Below are 15,625 nucleotides of genomic sequence, written 5' to 3' on the forward strand. Positions count from 1 at the left end.
AAGAACACGAAGAAGAATCAGGGGTTGTTGTTAGAAATCTATGCGTGGACATCACGATAAGATAACGGACAAGAACCCCCTTCTTCCCCCTTTGTGATCTTTGTACCTTTGTGCCCTTTGTGTGAACTTCTTTGCAGATAAATATGAATAAAATACTGAAAGAAAAAATCATGGAAGCGTTTTTTTCGGTGCTTCCAATTACGATTATCGTACTCATGGTCAGCGTGTTCCTCACGTCCTTGCCGTCGGGAACTATTCTGATGTTCCTTGCGGGAGCCGCCATGCTGATAGTCGGGATGGGTTTTTTCACATTGGGCGCGGATATGGCAATGATGCAGATGGGCGAAGGCGTTGGCGTTCATCTTACAAAAAGCTCCAAGCTTTTTATCATAATTATAATAACATTTATCATCGGACTGATTATTACAATCGCCGAACCTGATCTACAGGTGCTTGCGAGGGAAGTTCCGTCCATTCCAAGCATAAGCCTGATAATGACGGTTTCTGTAGGGGTAGGCATTTTTCTTGTAATCGCGGTATTACGCTCTCTTTTAAAAATACGGCTTTCATTACTGTTGGTCATTTTTTACCTTATTACTTTCGCGGTGGCGTACTTTACTCCAATAACCTTTGTTCCGGTCGCATTTGATTCAGGCGGGGTTACGACAGGGCCGATTACAGTCCCTTTTATCCTGGCAATGGGAGCCGGTATAGCGTCCATCCGCAGCGATAAAGATTCTATGGATGACAGTTTTGGTTTAGTGGCGTTATGCAGCGTGGGGCCGATTCTCGCGGTGCTTTTACTTGGAATATTTTACAAACCCGAAGCCGTAGAAATGGAAAAATATATTCTTCAGGAGGCGCAAACTTCACGTGATGTTGCAGGGTATTTTGCCCACGAACTGCCAAACTTTTTTAAAGACGTAGCATTCGCTTTGGGCGCCATAGTCCTCTTTTTTACCGTATTCCAATTGTTTACGCGCAGATACCATCGCCGTCAGCTTGGCCGTATCATAGTAGGTTTTGTTTATACATTGATAGGGCTTGTAATTTTTTTAACCGGCGTAAACGTCGGCTTTATTCCCGTAGGGGAGCTTTTAGGCTCCCAGCTTGCGGCTTCGGAATTTAAATGGGTATTAATTCCGTTGGGAATAGTTATCGGTTACTATATTGTCGCAGCGGAACCGGCGGTACACGTGCTGAACAAACAGGTAGAAGAAATCTCCTCAGGCGCAATCACCGTAAAAATGATGAGCCGAGGTCTTGCGATAGGAATGGCTGCGGCGCTTGCCATTACAATGACAAGAATACTCCTGCATATCCCAATCGCGTGGATTTTAGTTCCCGGTTACGCTTTTGCCCTGGGGCTTACATTCTTTGTTCCCCGTATTTTTACAGGCATCGCTTTTGATTCAGGCGGCGTATGCTCCGGCCCCATGAGCACTACTTTTTTACTGCCATTTGCCATAGGCGCGTGCGAAGGCATAAAAGGAAATATACTGGTAGAAGCCTTTGGCATTGTCGCCGTTATAGCGATGACCCCGCTCATCGTAATTCAGCTAATGGGGCTTGTCTATAAAGTAAAGACTGCGGAAGCCGCAGAATTGACCGTTATGCAAACAAGGGCGATCACCCCAGCGGACGGCGCCGTTATTGATTGGGGAAAAATTCATGTTTACGGGGAGGCTGATTAAATGGCAAAAAAATCCCTGTTAGAAAAAATCTTTTCCGGCGGAAAGTCAATTGAAAAACCGGCGGAAATAAAACAGCAGAATGTTCCAACGCTTAAATTTATATTTTTTATCGTTGACTGGCACAACGCGAATATCGTATCCGACGTTTGTTCAGAAGAAAACGTGCGTTTCCACTTTACCAGTCTTGGAAAAGGCACGGCTTCATCGGAAGTCCTTGATCTTTTGGGTATTGGTTCCGCTGAAAAAGCCGTCGTCACCTGTCTTGAGCAGGAAGTAGGCGTGCCGTTACTGATGAAGGAAGTGCGAAAAAAATTAAAAAATTACGGGCCGGGAGCGGGTATCGCGTTTTCCGTTCCACTTTCCGCGATTAACGATCCTATTCTGCTTATTTTTAAACAAAGTATTTTAAAAAATGAAAAAATTACCGCTGACGATATAAAAAGCGAAGGAGAAAATATGGCTGATAAATATTCCCATGACCTTATCATCTCTATCATTAATCAGGGATTCAGCGATGAATTTATGAATACCGCAAGAGAAGCGGGAGCCACGGGAGGAACGGTAATACACTCCCGAGGCACCGCGCACAGGGGAGCCGTAAAAGTCTTTGGCGTTTCAGTGCAGGACGAAAAAGAACTGATTTTAATTTTAACAGACCGTGAAAAAAAAGAAACTATTATGCGCTCTATTTGTGAAGCCCACGGCCTTAACAGCAAAGCTCAAGGAATTATTTTCTCAGTGCCTGTGGATAATGTTATGGGATTAACCGCTGATTAACTACTTAGAGCCGACTGTCTCCCTGTTAAGCTCGCGGTTTAACATTGATAAAACTAACACGCTTTCCACGGGCAGTTTGTAAGGAATTGTAAATTCTCCGCCTGTATAATTAACCGTAAAGAGCCGTAATTTTTCCCCCGAAGGAAGTTGGGCGTCAAGACGCACTGGTAAAGGATAGGGATTTTGCGGTATTTTAAATTTATATAAACCGAAAATTTCGTTATCTGCAATTTTTTCCGGGCGCGTTACCGTAAGCTGGACGGGAGTATTAACTGAAACGGTTGAACTCGCGACAGGAATTTGCGCCGTAATAGTCTCACCCTTTTCGCCTTCATCTCTCTCTTTTATTACAAACTGAAAGTTAACTCCGGTTCCTGAAATTATTTCCAACGCTTTTGCCAGCGTCAATCCCGTCAACTGCGGAACGGTAACCGTAAGATTTTCCCTTCCTCTGCTCACGACAAATTCCAAAGATATTGGCCCTGAAATATCGGTTCCCGGCTCAGGTTTTTGAGCGAGAATGACGCCCGGATTCTCAGACGAAAAATCGTACATTATCGGCTCTCTTATCGAAAGAAGGGGAAGGCCTCCCGCAACCGCCTGAAGAGTCATTAAATCCATTCTCACCTCGTCAATATTTCTGCTTAGGAAATTTTCCACCTTGTTTACAATTACTCCCCGGCTGACTACAAGACGGATTCTGCGTCCGGCTTTTACAATGGTTCCGGGTTTTGGCTCCTGTTCAAGGATAAATCCCTTATCCCTTGAAGTTTGCGAATAACGGAGTTGCAAACGGGGATACAATTCTTTTACCTGCAATTCAAGAAGGGCTTCCGTTAACTCCTTGCCCGTCACATCGGGAACCATCGTCTGTTCCTCGCCATGCACGGCGTAAAAGAAAACAGAAACCGCGATAATGCCTACAAAAATTACCAATCCGGCGACCGATAAAATAAAAAATCTTAAATGGCCAGCCACATAATCTTCTATTGAACTTAAATCTAAACCCATACCCCGCCTCGCCTAAATTCCCAGTTGTGTTCCTGAAAAATCCCGGATTCCGTTTAAGAAATCCCGCCAAAAAAGCGCCTTTTTCGCCTGATACTGCAACCGGGTAACAGAAAGAATTCCGTCTCCTGTTTGTATCAGTATACCATCATTTTTATCTATTCCCAATACCTGTCCGCGCTTTTTTTCAGGAACCTGCCCCTTAAAAATGCCGGCTTCCAATATAAATAATTCCCGCCCTTTATGTACAGTCCTGCACAGCGGCCACGGGTCAAAAGCGCGTATTTTCGCTTCAATTTGAGCGGCGCTAAGACTCCAGTCGATAATACCGTCGTCTCTGGAAATTAATTTGCAATAACTGGCTTCACTGTGGTTTTGCGCCGTCCTTGTCACCGTCCCATTCGCTATTTTTATCAATACTTCCGTAACCATTTGCGCTCCCTTACGCGCCGCCAATTCGCCAACTGAGCCTGCCGTTTCCCTGCCCGAAAGCGGCAATTTTTCCGCCGCGAGAATATCCCCCTGATCCATCTCAAGCGCCAGAGTTTGCACAGTTATCCCCGTTTCGCTGTCGCGGTTAAGGATCGCCGCCTGTATCGGAGACGGCCCCCTGTACTTAGGAAGCAGACTCGGGTGAATATTTATCCCTCCAAGGGGGAACAGCGCTAAAAATTTCGGGCCAAAAATGCGCCCATAGGCGAAAGAAACAAGAATATCGGGCTTTAATAAGCCCATTTGCTCCCTTACAGGAGCGTCAAGCTTCAGAGGTTTTAACACCGGCACATTCAGTTTTTGCGCAGTTTCGGCGACCTCTGTAGGCTGGGGCGTACCATGCCTGCCCCTGGGACTGTCGGGATTTGTAAGCACGCCCGCAATATCAATTCCATCCTGCCTGTAAACAGCTTCCAGAGAGGGAACCGCAATAGCGGGGCTGCCTGCAAAAATTACCCTCAATCCTTCGCTCCAGAACGGGAATTTTCATATTTAAGAAGCAGTTTTTCACGCATTTTTTCTGATATATGGTCAATAAAGAGGACTCCATTAAGATGATCATATTCATGTTGGATTACCCTAGCCAGTAATCCGCCCGATTCAAGGGTAAAAGGGCGGCCTTTTTCATTCCATGCCTGAATTTTAATTGATTCTGACCGGATCACATTGGCATAAACCCCCGGAACGGAAAGGCAGCCTTCTTCAAATTTTGCGGTCTCGTGGGACGTTTCTATAATTGACGGATTGATAAAAACCCGTTCCTCGTCACCCTCGACATGAACGACAAAAATGCGCTTCATAAACCCTATTTGCGGGCCGGCAAGCCCTATAGCCTTATCGCTTTTAAGAATTTCCAGCATTTGTTTTACGATATTTTCAATTTCTTTGTCAATTTTCTCGATTTTTGCCGTTTTTTGCCTTAATAATTCGTCACCAAGAGTAATTATTTTCATAAAGACATTGTACTGGAAAAGCAATTTATCTTCAAGAAAAAAAGAATTTATCTTGAATGACGAACCCCGCCGCAGGGCAGCGGGGTATCGTCGTTCTGTAAGGTATGGATTTTATGCGGGTTTAATACCCCCCTCTGGGGTGGGGTATTAAACCCGCTTGCGAATAAGCTTAAAAAAACACTAATTGACTATTTTGTCAGTTTCTGATTAAATAGGGTTCATGGGAGTCCTTTTAAGCCAAAAAATATCAATATACTATGAACGGTTCAAAGATATTGACGTGACATTTACAAAAGACATGATACAGATTACCGGGCTTTTAACGCAGCAAATACATTTAAAATGCGGCAACGATTTTTGGCCATGCGTGGTTTATACTGCGTCATTTTCAGGCGCAAAGGTCGTCGCCAATGTAAAAACAGGCCTTCTTGCAAAACTCCAGACAACAAATAATTTTGTCAGCCTTCGCCTTTGTTTCAAGCCTGAGGGTGAAACCAACACGGTAACGTTTTTTGTCGCAGCCCGCGTCGTCGCAAGCGCCCCTTACGGCAATTCGCAGGATGTGAACATGTTCACAATCCAGTTTACCAACAGGCCTCCCGACGATTTTATCGAAATTATGGGGCGCATTCTGGACGCCAATGTTAATTCCAAAAAACGCAAAGAAGACCGTATCCCGTTAACCCCTGAAAATTTACGTAAATTAAACCTGCTGTCAACCGAAACTGTTGTTTTTATAGAGAGCGTTCCGCGCCGCTGCATATTAAGGGATATTTCTTTTTCAGGTTCTAAAGTTATAATGCTTGGCGTTCCAAGATTTCTTCTTGAAAAAGAAGGCGCGTTACGTTTGGATTTTAACGATCCAAGAGTGTCATATACGATAAAGGGAAAATTTGTCCGCGCCGAAGCGGTGGAAGGGAAAAAAGAAATGGTCGCCTTAGGCATAAGTTTTGACGAAGCTACTGTTCCTATGGGGTTTAAAATACGCCTTAATGACATGCTAACATCAGTACGCGCCGATTTCCACACCGGGGAAGAAGAACCCAAAAATCCCCCTCCCAAATCATGAACCGAATAATTTTCCTGCCCGTTCCTGAAAGTTTTAAAAACCAATACAACAGCGCCGGTGAAGCCTTCCCCATTAATCCAAGTATCCCAATCCCCGTAGAAGTGCCCCAAGGCGGCGAGGAAGCAAGCGTCGCCAATCTGTCCATGGACATGATAATTTCAGGAATGTTACGCGCCATCGAAGAAAAGCAGGTAAAACAAAAGTGGATAGATTACTATTCAGGCTTCGTGTTATTCATGCGCCCGGATATTCTGGAAATCTGCCAGGATGAGATAGAGAAGGGAGCAGTGAGCAGTGAAGAGTGAGCAATGAGCAGTGAGCAATGAAGAGTGAATGTCGTTGTTCGTTATCGGCGCGTGAGAGTAACTCGCTACGCTTACTAACAGCAACCCCACTGCTCACTGCTCACTATTCACTGCTCACTTCCCCCCACTCCCCTATTCAGGCAACGCCAAAGACAGCACTTCTTCAAATCGTTCTACGGGGTGGAATTCAATCCCTTTCTTTACATGCTCCGGTATCTCATCCAAGTCACGTTCATTTTGTTTTGGAAAAACAATGTGCCTCGCTTTGTTTCTTCGGGCGGCTACTGTTTTTTCTTTTAGGCCGCCAATTGGGAGTACGTGGCCTGTTAGGGAAAGTTCTCCTGTCATCACCAGCCTTTGCGTTATTACTTTGTTGCGCATTAGGGAAAGAAGCGCCACTGCCATTGTAATGCCGGCTGAAGGGCCGTCTTTGGGAGTCGCGCCTTCGGGGATGTGCAGATGAATGTGGTTCTTGTCAAACCAGTCTTTATCTACGTTGTATTTTTCCACCGCCAGTTTGCGCGCGACAGTCATGGCGATTTCGGCGCTTTCTTTCATGGTGTCGCCCATTTTGCCTGTCAGCGTTATTCCCTCTTTTCCGGGAAGCGATGTCGCTTCAATTACCAGCGTGTCTCCGCCCATGCTTGTCCACGCGAGGCCTACCGACATTCCGGGTTTATCCGCCGTTTTAATGTCGTCTTCGCGGAAAATCGGTTTGCCTAAATGTTTTTCTATAAGTTTTTTATCAATGTTAAATCGCAATACTTTTTCTTCGTTTTTTTCCTGAGCGTCTACAATCTGTTTTGCCAGTTTGCGGTGAATCTTATCAAGATTTTTTTCAAAATTGCGCACGCCGGATTCCCGCGCGTAACAGTTCGCGATATGCAACAGGCTGTCTTTTGTGTATTTCACCTGATTTTTTTTAAGCCCGTTTTTTTCAAGGCTCTTCGGCAAAAGATAACGCTTCGCGATTTCCAGTTTTTCAGTGTCGATGTAACCGGGAAGCTGAATAATTTCCATACGATCAATTAACGGCACGGGGATAGTATCCATTGTATTTGCCGTAACGATAAAAAACACGTTGGAAATGTCAAACGGCAAATCAAGGTAATGATCGCGGAAAGCGTTGTTCTGTTCGGGATCAAGCACTTCAAGGAGGGCGCTTGCTGGATCGCCTTGAAAACTCGCGCCCATTTTATCAATTTCGTCTATCATAAAAACAGGGTCTTTTGTTTTAACAATTTTTAGCCCCTGAATAATTTTCCCCGGCATCGCCCCGATGTATGTGCGCCTGTGGCCTTTAATTTCCGCCTCGTCCCTCATTCCGCCGACAGAAAACCGGAAAAATTGCTTGCCAAGCGCCCTTGCGATTGATTTCCCAACGGAAGTTTTTCCCACCCCCGGCGGACCGACAAGGCAGACAATGGAGCCTTTTGTGTCTTTGCGCAATTTGCGAACCGCTAAATACTCGACAATTCTTAACTTTACGTCTTTAAGACCGTAATGATCGGCTTCAAGAATTTCCTGCGCTTTTTTAAGCTCAAAGTCTTCCGGTGCGGGATTGTTCCATGGAAGGGCTGCAATCACGTCAAGATAGTTGCGCGTAACGATAAATTCAGCGGAGTTTGGCTCCATTAGCGAGAATTTTTCCATCTCCTGATCGACAACTTCTTTTACTTCGCCTTCAAATTTAAAAGAGTCGAATTTTTCTTTAAAACGCTGGTGGTCGGAGCTTTTAGCGTCTGTTGTCATGCCAAGCTCGCCCTTTATCGCTTTAAGCTCCTCCTTTAAAAAATAATCCCTCTGCGATTTTTCTATTTTCTCATTTATCTCTCTTTGAATCTTTTTTTGGATTCGCAAAAGCTCCTGTTCTTTTTTGATAAAAACCAAAACCTGTTCCATTCGCTTTCGCACATTCAGTATTTCAAGAATTTTTTGCTGTTCTGCTTTGTCAATGTTAAGGATGCTCGCTATAAAGTCCGCGATTTTTCCCGGATGATCGATATTGATCATATTAAGACGCATTTCTTCTGAGAACAGCGGATTATTTTCGCTTATCTGTTTCATCTCGGAGATGAGCGCGCGGGTAAGCGCCTTTACTTCTCTTGTGTTGTCTTCCTCTTCAACGAGATACTCTACGGCGGCGACAATGGGATTAGACGGGTGAAGCGTCTTTTTTACAGTAAACCGTTTTAATGTAGAAATAAAAATGTTCACGCCGCCGTCCGGCAGATTGATTTTTTTCACAATCTTAGCGACCGTCCCCACGGTGTATAAATCGGTAATTGAGGGCGTATCAGTTTCGTTAAGGAGCATGACAAGGCCGATAAGCCCGTCTCCGGCGTTGGCGTCTTCCACGACTCTCACGTCGGTAGGGTTGCCAATCATAATTGGCGTAAAAATTCCCGGAAAAATAGGCCGCCCTAAAAGAGCTACAAGCGGCAATTTATGCGGGAGAAGCTGATCTATAGGTATTACTGATTGATCTGACATAAAAATTATTAATAAATTTCTACCACGAACCTCACGAACTGCGTACCCTAGGTACGCTCACGAACTTTTTGCACATATCTTGTCGTTGTTCGTGCTGGTTCGTGTGGTTCGTGGTAAAATTCTTAACCAATGCTATAAAAAGCCTTGCGGCCTGCGTATTGGCTGATACCCTGCAATTCTTCTTCGATTCTCATAAGCTGGTTGTATTTGCATATACGGTCGGTGCGGCTCATTGAACCTGTTTTAATCTGTCCGGTTTCAAGGGCGACAACAAGGTCGGCGATGAAGCTGTCTTCGGTCTCGCCTGAGCGGTGCGAAACAATAGCTGTGTAGCCCGCTTTCTTCGCCATTTCAACCGCTTCGTAGGTTTCCGTTAAAGTGCCGATTTGGTTTACTTTGATTAAGATTGAATTACACGCGCCCATCTTGATGCCTTTTTCAAGACGCTTTGTGTTGGTAACAAAGAAGTCGTCGCCGACTATCTGTATTTTGGAACCGAGTGTCTTTGTCAGTTTCACATAACCGTCCCAGTCATCCTGATCAAGCGGGTCTTCTATCGAAATAATGGGATATTTGTTCACCCATTTTGTGTAAATCTCGATCATTTCGTCCGCTGTAAAAAGTTTATCGGGATTGGATTTCCAGAACTTGTAGCCTTTATTGCCGCCTTCTTCATAGAGTTCCGAGCTGGCGCAGTCAAGGGCGATCTGAATCTGCTCTCCGGGTTTGTATCCGGCTTTTTCGATGGCTTTCATGATATAGTCAAGCGCGTCGTCGTTTCCGATGTCGGGGGCAAAGCCGCCTTCATCGCCTACGCCGGTGCTTTTTCCAGCGTCATGAAGAATTTTTTGTAGGTTATGGAACACTTCGGCTGTCCAGCGGATAGCTTCCCTCATTGATTCCGCTCCGACCGGCATTACCATAAATTCCTGAAAGTCAATTTTGTTGTCTGAGTGTTTGCCGCCGTTGATGATGTTCGCCATCGGAACCGGCAGAACGCTCGCGTGGAACGTGCCTAAATATTTGTAAAGCGGAAGGCCGAGGTATTCCGCCGCCGCGCGCGCGGTCGCCATTGACACGCCAAGAATCGCGTTAGCGCCGAGTTTGCCTTTGTTCTCGGTTCCGTCCAATTCGATCATGGTTTTGTCTACATCAACCTGATCAAGGGCGTTCATGCCCTCTACTTCAGGCGCGATAATGTTGTTCACATTTTCAACCGCTTTTAACACGCCTTTGCCAAGGTAGCGGCTCTTATCGCCGTCTCGAAGCTCAACCGCTTCATGAATGCCGGTAGACGCTCCGCTAGGTACCGCCGCTCTTCCAAGAGTGCCGTCCTGAAGCATTACGTCAACTTCTACAGTGGGATTTCCACGCGAATCAAGTATTTCACGCGCTTCCACATATTCAATCAGACTCATATTTTCCTCCATTTATATTGGTATGTTTTATAGTGGAATATTTCAACAATTAAGTCAATAGTTATCCCCTGTAACATAAAGCTTCGTTTTTAATGACAATTTTACCGCTGACTTTTCCGCATGGCAATTTTTTATTGTTTTTTCAAATTACTGCGCATATACCTTGTCTTTTCCAATTATTTGCGGTATATTAATTCGTGATAATATATAAAGAGCGTAAAATAATGAGGAGTTTTATGAAAAAAGCAATTATTTTAGTTGTATCTATTTTATTTGTTGCGGGACTGGCTTTTGGCCAGGATATGGATTTTGGCGGGTTTGGCGGATTTGGCGGACTTCCGGGCGGCGGCTCCAATAAGGCAAAGGATAAGGCAGATGACGCGATGGATAAAATGGATGGAAATATTCCAATGCGTTTTTTTAATGCCCTTGACAGAAAACCGATTCCGGGAGCCACGGTTGAGATTCCGAATAAGGGATCTTTTACCACAAACAGCGAGGGAAAAATAACATTCCCAAAACTTCCGGATGGCAATTACACGTTGGTTTTTACAAAAGAAGGCTTTATAACAACGCCAATAGAATTCAAGGTTTTGCTGGGGGCGGTTGATTTTAACTGGTATTCAATTTCTCCGGGATTATCCGGTAAGGACTACCGTTTTGTTCTTGAATGGGCCGAAAAACCGGCGGATTTAGACCTGCATTTTGTGAAAACCGGCGGTTCAGGCTCCTATCATATTTCATATCAGAATATGAAAAAGGCGGAAGATGGAAACGCCGTTCTTGACAGGGATGATACGACCGGTTACGGGCCGGAGACCATCACAATCGGAAAAGTGGATACAAATGCGACATATACCTGTTATGTGCATAATTATACAGATCGCGGCAGAACCGCTTCCACCCAAATGGCGAAAGAAGGCGCTGTTATCCGCGTCTACAGCATGAACAGTCTGCTTTACACATTCCGTATTCCGGCGAGCGGCAAGGGCGTTGTGTGGAATGTGTTCAAAATTGAACGAGGCGGGCTTGTCGAGGTTAATACGGTAACCGAAAAATAGCGTTTAACGGGCCTTTTTCTTTGTGTTGACGGCGTTGGCTGTAATATTTATTTTTACGGTTTCTATTTTAGTTTCCGGGTCGTAGTTTTTATCGACCTTGCTGACAACGCTGTCTACCGCATTTCCGCCTTTCGCCCTTATCTGCTGAATAACATCATATGCCGCTACCGCATAGGCTTTTTCCGCCAGGGTAGGCATATCTGTTTTTTTCTTCTGCAAGTTGTCGCTTCCCGTATTACCCTTTAGCTCTCTTAGGAGCGCGTCAGACATCTTGTCAAAGTAGCCGTATTTTTTGGTGTCTCCGGTTATTACCTTTGTAGTTCGGTCTTCGGTAAGAGTAACGCTTACAGTTACAGTTCCCAGTTGCGCGCCTGTACCATGCGCCATTGTAATGCCCTTCGCAGAAGAGCAGGAATTGAACAATAGAAAAATCAGCGAACACGCAATGCCGGATATTAATAAACGTATTTTCATAATACATTATTATTGTTTCTTAGGCTTTAATCTGTCAAGATAAAATATTGCCTCTTTTCCCTCTTTGTGTTCTTCGTTATAAATCTTACGATTTAAATATATTGAACTGCCGTCAGATAGACCCAAGGAATAAACATGGCGGGAATAAGATTTGCGACTTTTATCTCTTTTACGGAAAGGAAGTTAAAGCCAATAGCCGCAATGATAAGGCTTCCAACGGCGGACATTTCGCGGATAACTTCCGGATTAAGAAAATCGCGGATAAAAGCCGAAGCAAGCGCGATTCCCCCCTGATACAGCAGAAGCGGTATTGCCGAGAACGCCGCGCCTATTCCGAATGTCGCGCCGAAAACAAGTGACATTGAACCGTCCATTACTGATTTTGTAAAAAGTATTTGATGATTTCCCGCAAGCCCGCTTTGCATCGATCCTATAATAGACATTGAACCTGTGCAGAAAAGAATAGTGGCGGAAACAAATCCCTTTGTAAAATCGTGTTTTGCGTCGGGTTGGCTGTTTTTGATTAGTTTGCTTTCCGCCCACTTGCCTAATTTGTTCATCCATTTGTCTATATCGATTAATTCGCCTATTATGCCGCCAAAAACCATGCTCATTATTAAGAGAAGGAGCTTTTCATTCTCAAACGCGCCCTTTATTCCCAGAAAAATAATTGAAAGGCCGATTGCTTTTTTGATAATTTCTTCGATACGCTCAGGAATATTCTTTACAAGGAATGTTCCAACAAGAGAACAAACAACAACGGCGACTGCGTTTACGATAGGACCTAACATAATGGTTTATAATACAAAATACCAGATATTATGACAAGAAGAATTTTTCTGCCATTTTACGCGAATTTTTTTTTGTTTTATGATATAATCTTTTTATGAGTCAAACAAAATTAGATATATTAGTGGATATTTTAAAAGACGCGCCGGATGAGGTTTTCATTCAGCCACACAATGTTCCTGATCCGGATGCCATCGCCTCCAGCCTCGGCCTTTACTACTTGCTTTCCCAACGCGGAATTAAAAAACTCGCGATTGTTTATGATCAGGAAATTGAAAAAGCGAACTCCCTAAAGATGCTTGAGATGTTCAATGTGCCAATAGTGAGGGCGGCCGACGCGCATACGCTTGGGACAGAGGACTGGGCGGTGTTAGTTGACGCGCAGAAAGGAAACGCCAATATTACAGACCTTCCCACGGATGAAGTTGCGGCTATTGATCACCATGAATATAAGGGCAACATGGGTTATCGTTTTGAAGATATACGCCCCGACGTGGGAAGTTGCAGCTCGATTATTGCGGAATGGTTTTTTGAAAATAAAATTGAACCGCCCAAAGGAGTCGCGACAGCCCTTCTTTACGGAATTCTTATGGATACCGACAACCTCACAAGAGGCGCCTCGAATTTTGATATTGACATGTTTTACAAGCTCTATAGTCTTTCCGATATTGATATGGTTGTAGAACTTAAAGGAAATGAAATTTCAGTTAAAGACCTGGATATGTACGCGCAGGCGTTTAAGACCGTAGAAATTTACGATGAGCTTGCCTTTTTGCACCTGCAAAACGTGAATGATTCGCTTTTAGGCGCGGCGGGGGATATTGTAGTCAGCATTGCCGGAGTAAACATTGTTGTCGCTTATGCGGTAAAAGAAAAAGGAATAAAACTTTCCGTCAGGAGCATCTGCGACAAAATAAAAGCCAACGATCTTGTCAGGTTTATTGTAGAAGGCTGCGGAGTAGGCGGCGGCCACGATAACATGGCGGGGGGCTTTATTCCAATAGAGAACTTAAACGCCTCCAGAGTGTTGGATACTTTTATTAAGCATCGGGCAATTTTATTTTATGAGAAATCAGGTTAAATTGGTAAGATTCACACAAAAACCCTACTCCCCATTCTTTGTGTAAAATTTTTTCGAAAAATTATAAAAATAATTCGTCTATGTTTAGATGTTGTAAAAAATCATCTAAAAATTTCTGATAATTAATATTCGTTTCTTGCCCCTTAGAAAAATGTATACTCTGGAAGTTTCTCAAATTATTTAATAAATTAGCTATATTGTGTTCATCAAAAATAGTTTGACTGGTGTTATCCCGCTCATTTGTTACAGCTCCAATCAATTTACTGGATACCGCGTGAATAAAATCATTATTACTGCGAATACCGGTATTATCTCCTAATTTTAAAAAAAGCTCGTAATAAAAAACAAAGTGGCATATTTCGTGCGCTAAAATAATTTGAAAAAGAGTTTTATCTACCAAATCAATAAATCTGCTTAAATCTATATATATTGTAAAAGTAAAGCCGGTTCTTCCCGGAACATAGGCAGAATCATCAAATAAAACTCCAAGTACAACCAGATCATTCTGCAACTCTTCTGAAACAATATCGACGGAAAAATATTCCTTTGCGCTAGAACTAATATTTATACCAAAATCCTTTCCAACACAACAAGCAGAATTAGTATCAAAAAATTGACCTGCCAAACATTCTAGCAGGTCATGAAAATAAAGCGGTTGAATCATTTTTGCGCATTACGCCTCTTCTCATGTTCTTCACATAAACGAGATGCGTGCTTCTTAGTCAGTCTTGTAGCCAATTCCAAAGTTTCAAGACTAACTCCACCATTATTATCTGATGCTTGAACTACGTCAACAATCCCTTGTGCCCTTGCGGCGCGTAAAGCCGCCTCTTTGCGTTCTTCAAATGTCTGTTTACTTCCATCCATAATAATTCCTTACCATACTTTCCTTAGATTCCTTAACAAAATATAATTTTCTACCCCTGAATATCTCTCAAAAAATTACACGATATAAATTTACTAAAATATGTAATAATTGTCAATAGCTCAAATATAAAAATTTTGCCGATTTCTTTGTATATTTTCGGCGAATTTTGGGGAATTCTTCGCACAAAAGCCTCACACTAAGAACACAAAGAGAAATCAAAGGTTCTTGTCCGTTATTTTGTCGTGAAGCCTACTATGCTGTAATATCAAAAAATTTAAAAGCAGCGTTTTCTCTTTCATCTTCAGTAAGCCTGAGGTTTTAAGAGAACTCTACTGCGCTCTGGAGGGGATAACCCTCAGCAGAGATGTCCCTGTCGTCATCAATACCCTTGAGGACGTTCTGTACATGGACATGATAAACGACATTTCCTTCGAAATCGGAGGAAAACTGGTTGTCCTAATAGAACACCAGTCCAGCATAAACCCGAACATGGCTCTGCGTTTGCTTATGTACATAGGCAGGGTTTATGAAAAAATCATCGATGATAGGAAGCTCTATTCTTCGGCAATACTCTCAATCCCAAAACCTAAGTTTTTCGTACTGTACAACGGAGTGGAACCGTATCCCGACGAGAAAATAGTAAAGTTATCGGATTTATTCAAGAAAACAGAGGGAACGGAGTTTTCAAAAAGCGATTATCCAGTGTTGGAACTGGAAGTGAGGGTAATAAACATAAACAAGGGAAAAAACGAAAAGATAGCCCGAAAGTGCCAAACCCTAGCCCAATACAGCGCATTTATATCAAAGGTGAGGGAGTTTCTGAAAGAGGGATTGCCTTTAAAAGAAGCGATGAAAAAGACCGTGCAATATTGCAGAAAACATGATATATTAAAAGAGTTAATGGAAAAACACGCCAAGGAGGTAATGAGCATGCTTACAACTGAATGGAACTGGGACACCGCAAAAGAAGTCTGGCAAGAAGAAGCCAGCGAGAAAAAGTGCGATGAAATCGCTCGTAACGCGCTGGATGAAGGGCTTTCTATAGAAACAGTTCAGAGAATAACCGGACTTAATCCTAAAAGAATAGAACAGCTAAGAAAATAATGAGTATGCTTACGACAGAATGGAACTAGTAGTCTGTAA

General features: G+C 43.4%; 16 protein-coding genes. 7 read left to right on the top strand and 9 right to left on the bottom strand.

What is annotated here, in order from left to right; genetic code table 11:
* Nucleotides 1-143 precede the first annotated feature (143 nt).
* Entirely contained in the window at nucleotides 144-1,694 is a 1,551-nt protein-coding gene (locus ACYVRH_RS00165) for a DUF1538 domain-containing protein (protein ID WP_461254906.1), read from the top strand.
* Nucleotides 1,695-2,471, top strand: a complete 777-nt coding sequence (locus tag ACYVRH_RS00170; protein ID WP_461254907.1) for a P-II family nitrogen regulator — start codon at nucleotides 1,695-1,697, stop codon at nucleotides 2,469-2,471. It abuts the gene before it with no gap.
* Here ACYVRH_RS00170 and ACYVRH_RS00175 read toward each other — a convergent pair whose 3' ends face one another.
* From ACYVRH_RS00175 to def, 3 genes are read right to left on the bottom strand one after another with little or no spacing between them, the layout of a single operon-like run.
* Complete coding sequence (locus tag ACYVRH_RS00175; protein ID WP_461254908.1) at nucleotides 2,472-3,482, bottom strand: PASTA domain-containing protein; 1,011 nt, start codon at nucleotides 3,480-3,482, stop codon at nucleotides 2,472-2,474.
* A 12-nt stretch (nucleotides 3,483-3,494) separates the two neighbouring features.
* Nucleotides 3,495-4,433, bottom strand: a complete 939-nt coding sequence (gene fmt / locus ACYVRH_RS00180) for a methionyl-tRNA formyltransferase (RefSeq protein WP_461254909.1) — start codon at nucleotides 4,431-4,433, stop codon at nucleotides 3,495-3,497.
* Nucleotides 4,430-4,924 (bottom strand): peptide deformylase, encoded by a 495-nt coding sequence (gene def / locus ACYVRH_RS00185; protein WP_461254910.1) that lies wholly within the window; start codon nucleotides 4,922-4,924, stop codon nucleotides 4,430-4,432. The genes fmt and def overlap by 4 nt, the downstream gene beginning before the upstream one ends.
* Nucleotides 4,925-5,144: 220 nt before the next feature.
* Here def and ACYVRH_RS00190 point away from each other — a divergent pair, with 220 nt between their 5' ends.
* Nucleotides 5,145-5,993: a PilZN3 domain-containing protein gene (locus ACYVRH_RS00190; protein ID WP_461254911.1), complete on the top strand. Its 849-nt coding sequence runs from the start codon at nucleotides 5,145-5,147 to the stop codon at nucleotides 5,991-5,993.
* On the top strand, nucleotides 5,990-6,298 hold the full coding sequence (locus tag ACYVRH_RS00195) for a hypothetical protein (RefSeq protein WP_461254912.1): 309 nt from the start codon (nucleotides 5,990-5,992) through the stop codon (nucleotides 6,296-6,298). The genes ACYVRH_RS00190 and ACYVRH_RS00195 overlap by 4 nt, the downstream gene beginning before the upstream one ends.
* A 132-nt stretch (nucleotides 6,299-6,430) precedes the next feature.
* On the opposite strand, the gene lon is transcribed toward ACYVRH_RS00195, so the two are convergent.
* Together lon and eno are read right to left on the bottom strand one after the other, a co-directional pair.
* Complete coding sequence (gene lon, locus ACYVRH_RS00200; RefSeq protein ID WP_461254913.1) at nucleotides 6,431-8,791, bottom strand: endopeptidase La; 2,361 nt, start codon at nucleotides 8,789-8,791, stop codon at nucleotides 6,431-6,433.
* A gap of 122 nt (nucleotides 8,792-8,913) precedes the next feature.
* On the bottom strand, nucleotides 8,914-10,209 hold the full coding sequence (gene eno / locus ACYVRH_RS00205; RefSeq protein ID WP_461254914.1) for a phosphopyruvate hydratase: 1,296 nt from the start codon (nucleotides 10,207-10,209) through the stop codon (nucleotides 8,914-8,916).
* Between the two features lie 236 nt (nucleotides 10,210-10,445).
* On the opposite strand from eno, the gene ACYVRH_RS00210 reads away from it, so the two are divergent.
* A complete protein-coding gene (locus ACYVRH_RS00210) occupies nucleotides 10,446-11,270 on the top strand; it encodes a carboxypeptidase regulatory-like domain-containing protein (RefSeq protein ID WP_461254915.1) in 825 nt (274 codons plus the stop codon).
* Nucleotides 11,271-11,273: 3 nt separating this feature from the next.
* Here ACYVRH_RS00210 and ACYVRH_RS00215 read toward each other — a convergent pair whose 3' ends face one another.
* Nucleotides 11,274-11,744: a hypothetical protein gene (locus ACYVRH_RS00215; protein ID WP_461254916.1), complete on the bottom strand. Its 471-nt coding sequence runs from the start codon at nucleotides 11,742-11,744 to the stop codon at nucleotides 11,274-11,276.
* A 92-nt stretch (nucleotides 11,745-11,836) separates the two neighbouring features.
* Nucleotides 11,837-12,535 (bottom strand): DUF554 domain-containing protein, encoded by a 699-nt coding sequence (locus tag ACYVRH_RS00220; RefSeq protein WP_461254917.1) that lies wholly within the window; start codon nucleotides 12,533-12,535, stop codon nucleotides 11,837-11,839.
* Between the two features lie 95 nt (nucleotides 12,536-12,630).
* On the opposite strand from ACYVRH_RS00220, the gene ACYVRH_RS00225 reads away from it, so the two are divergent.
* Nucleotides 12,631-13,614 (top strand): DHH family phosphoesterase, encoded by a 984-nt coding sequence (locus ACYVRH_RS00225; RefSeq protein WP_461254918.1) that lies wholly within the window; start codon nucleotides 12,631-12,633, stop codon nucleotides 13,612-13,614.
* Between the two features lie 61 nt (nucleotides 13,615-13,675).
* Here ACYVRH_RS00225 and ACYVRH_RS00230 read toward each other — a convergent pair whose 3' ends face one another.
* The gene (locus ACYVRH_RS00230; RefSeq protein ID WP_461254919.1) at nucleotides 13,676-14,278 is read right to left on the bottom strand and encodes a hypothetical protein; all 603 of its coding nucleotides are present in this window, start codon (nucleotides 14,276-14,278) and stop codon (nucleotides 13,676-13,678) included.
* Nucleotides 14,275-14,481, bottom strand: coding sequence for a hypothetical protein (locus ACYVRH_RS00235; RefSeq protein WP_461254920.1), 207 nt, complete (start codon nucleotides 14,479-14,481; stop codon nucleotides 14,275-14,277). Before ACYVRH_RS00235 ends, ACYVRH_RS00230 begins: the two co-directional genes overlap by 4 nt.
* 406 nt (nucleotides 14,482-14,887) lie before the next feature.
* Between ACYVRH_RS00235 and ACYVRH_RS00240 the strand changes: the two genes are divergently transcribed.
* On the top strand, nucleotides 14,888-15,586 hold the full coding sequence (locus ACYVRH_RS00240) for an Rpn family recombination-promoting nuclease/putative transposase (protein ID WP_461254921.1): 699 nt from the start codon (nucleotides 14,888-14,890) through the stop codon (nucleotides 15,584-15,586).
* Nucleotides 15,587-15,625 lie beyond the last annotated feature (39 nt).

It is taken from the genome of Treponema sp. R80B11-R83G3 (assembly GCF_054786115.1).

What these genes read in the sequence shown, in the direction of transcription:
- ACYVRH_RS00165 (WP_461254906.1), top strand. Translation starts at nt 144, where the DNA reads ATGAATAAAATACTGAAAGAAAAAATCATGGAAGCGTTTTTTTCGGTG.
- ACYVRH_RS00170 (WP_461254907.1), top strand. Translation starts at nt 1,695, where the DNA reads ATGGCAAAAAAATCCCTGTTAGAAAAAATCTTTTCCGGCGGAAAGTCA.
- ACYVRH_RS00175 (WP_461254908.1), bottom strand. Translation starts at nt 3,482, where the DNA reads ATGGGTTTAGATTTAAGTTCAATAGAAGATTATGTGGCTGGCCATTTA.
- def (WP_461254910.1), bottom strand. Translation starts at nt 4,924, where the DNA reads ATGAAAATAATTACTCTTGGTGACGAATTATTAAGGCAAAAAACGGCA.
- ACYVRH_RS00190 (WP_461254911.1), top strand. Translation starts at nt 5,145, where the DNA reads ATGGGAGTCCTTTTAAGCCAAAAAATATCAATATACTATGAACGGTTC.
- ACYVRH_RS00195 (WP_461254912.1), top strand. Translation starts at nt 5,990, where the DNA reads ATGAACCGAATAATTTTCCTGCCCGTTCCTGAAAGTTTTAAAAACCAA.
- lon (WP_461254913.1), bottom strand. Translation starts at nt 8,791, where the DNA reads ATGTCAGATCAATCAGTAATACCTATAGATCAGCTTCTCCCGCATAAA.
- eno (WP_461254914.1), bottom strand. Translation starts at nt 10,209, where the DNA reads ATGAGTCTGATTGAATATGTGGAAGCGCGTGAAATACTTGATTCGCGT.
- ACYVRH_RS00210 (WP_461254915.1), top strand. Translation starts at nt 10,446, where the DNA reads ATGAAAAAAGCAATTATTTTAGTTGTATCTATTTTATTTGTTGCGGGA.
- ACYVRH_RS00215 (WP_461254916.1), bottom strand. Translation starts at nt 11,744, where the DNA reads ATGAAAATACGTTTATTAATATCCGGCATTGCGTGTTCGCTGATTTTT.
- ACYVRH_RS00220 (WP_461254917.1), bottom strand. Translation starts at nt 12,535, where the DNA reads ATGTTAGGTCCTATCGTAAACGCAGTCGCCGTTGTTGTTTGTTCTCTT.
- ACYVRH_RS00225 (WP_461254918.1), top strand. Translation starts at nt 12,631, where the DNA reads ATGAGTCAAACAAAATTAGATATATTAGTGGATATTTTAAAAGACGCG.
- ACYVRH_RS00230 (WP_461254919.1), bottom strand. Translation starts at nt 14,278, where the DNA reads ATGATTCAACCGCTTTATTTTCATGACCTGCTAGAATGTTTGGCAGGT.
- ACYVRH_RS00235 (WP_461254920.1), bottom strand. Translation starts at nt 14,481, where the DNA reads ATGGATGGAAGTAAACAGACATTTGAAGAACGCAAAGAGGCGGCTTTA.
- ACYVRH_RS00240 (WP_461254921.1), top strand. Translation starts at nt 14,888, where the DNA reads ATGGACATGATAAACGACATTTCCTTCGAAATCGGAGGAAAACTGGTT.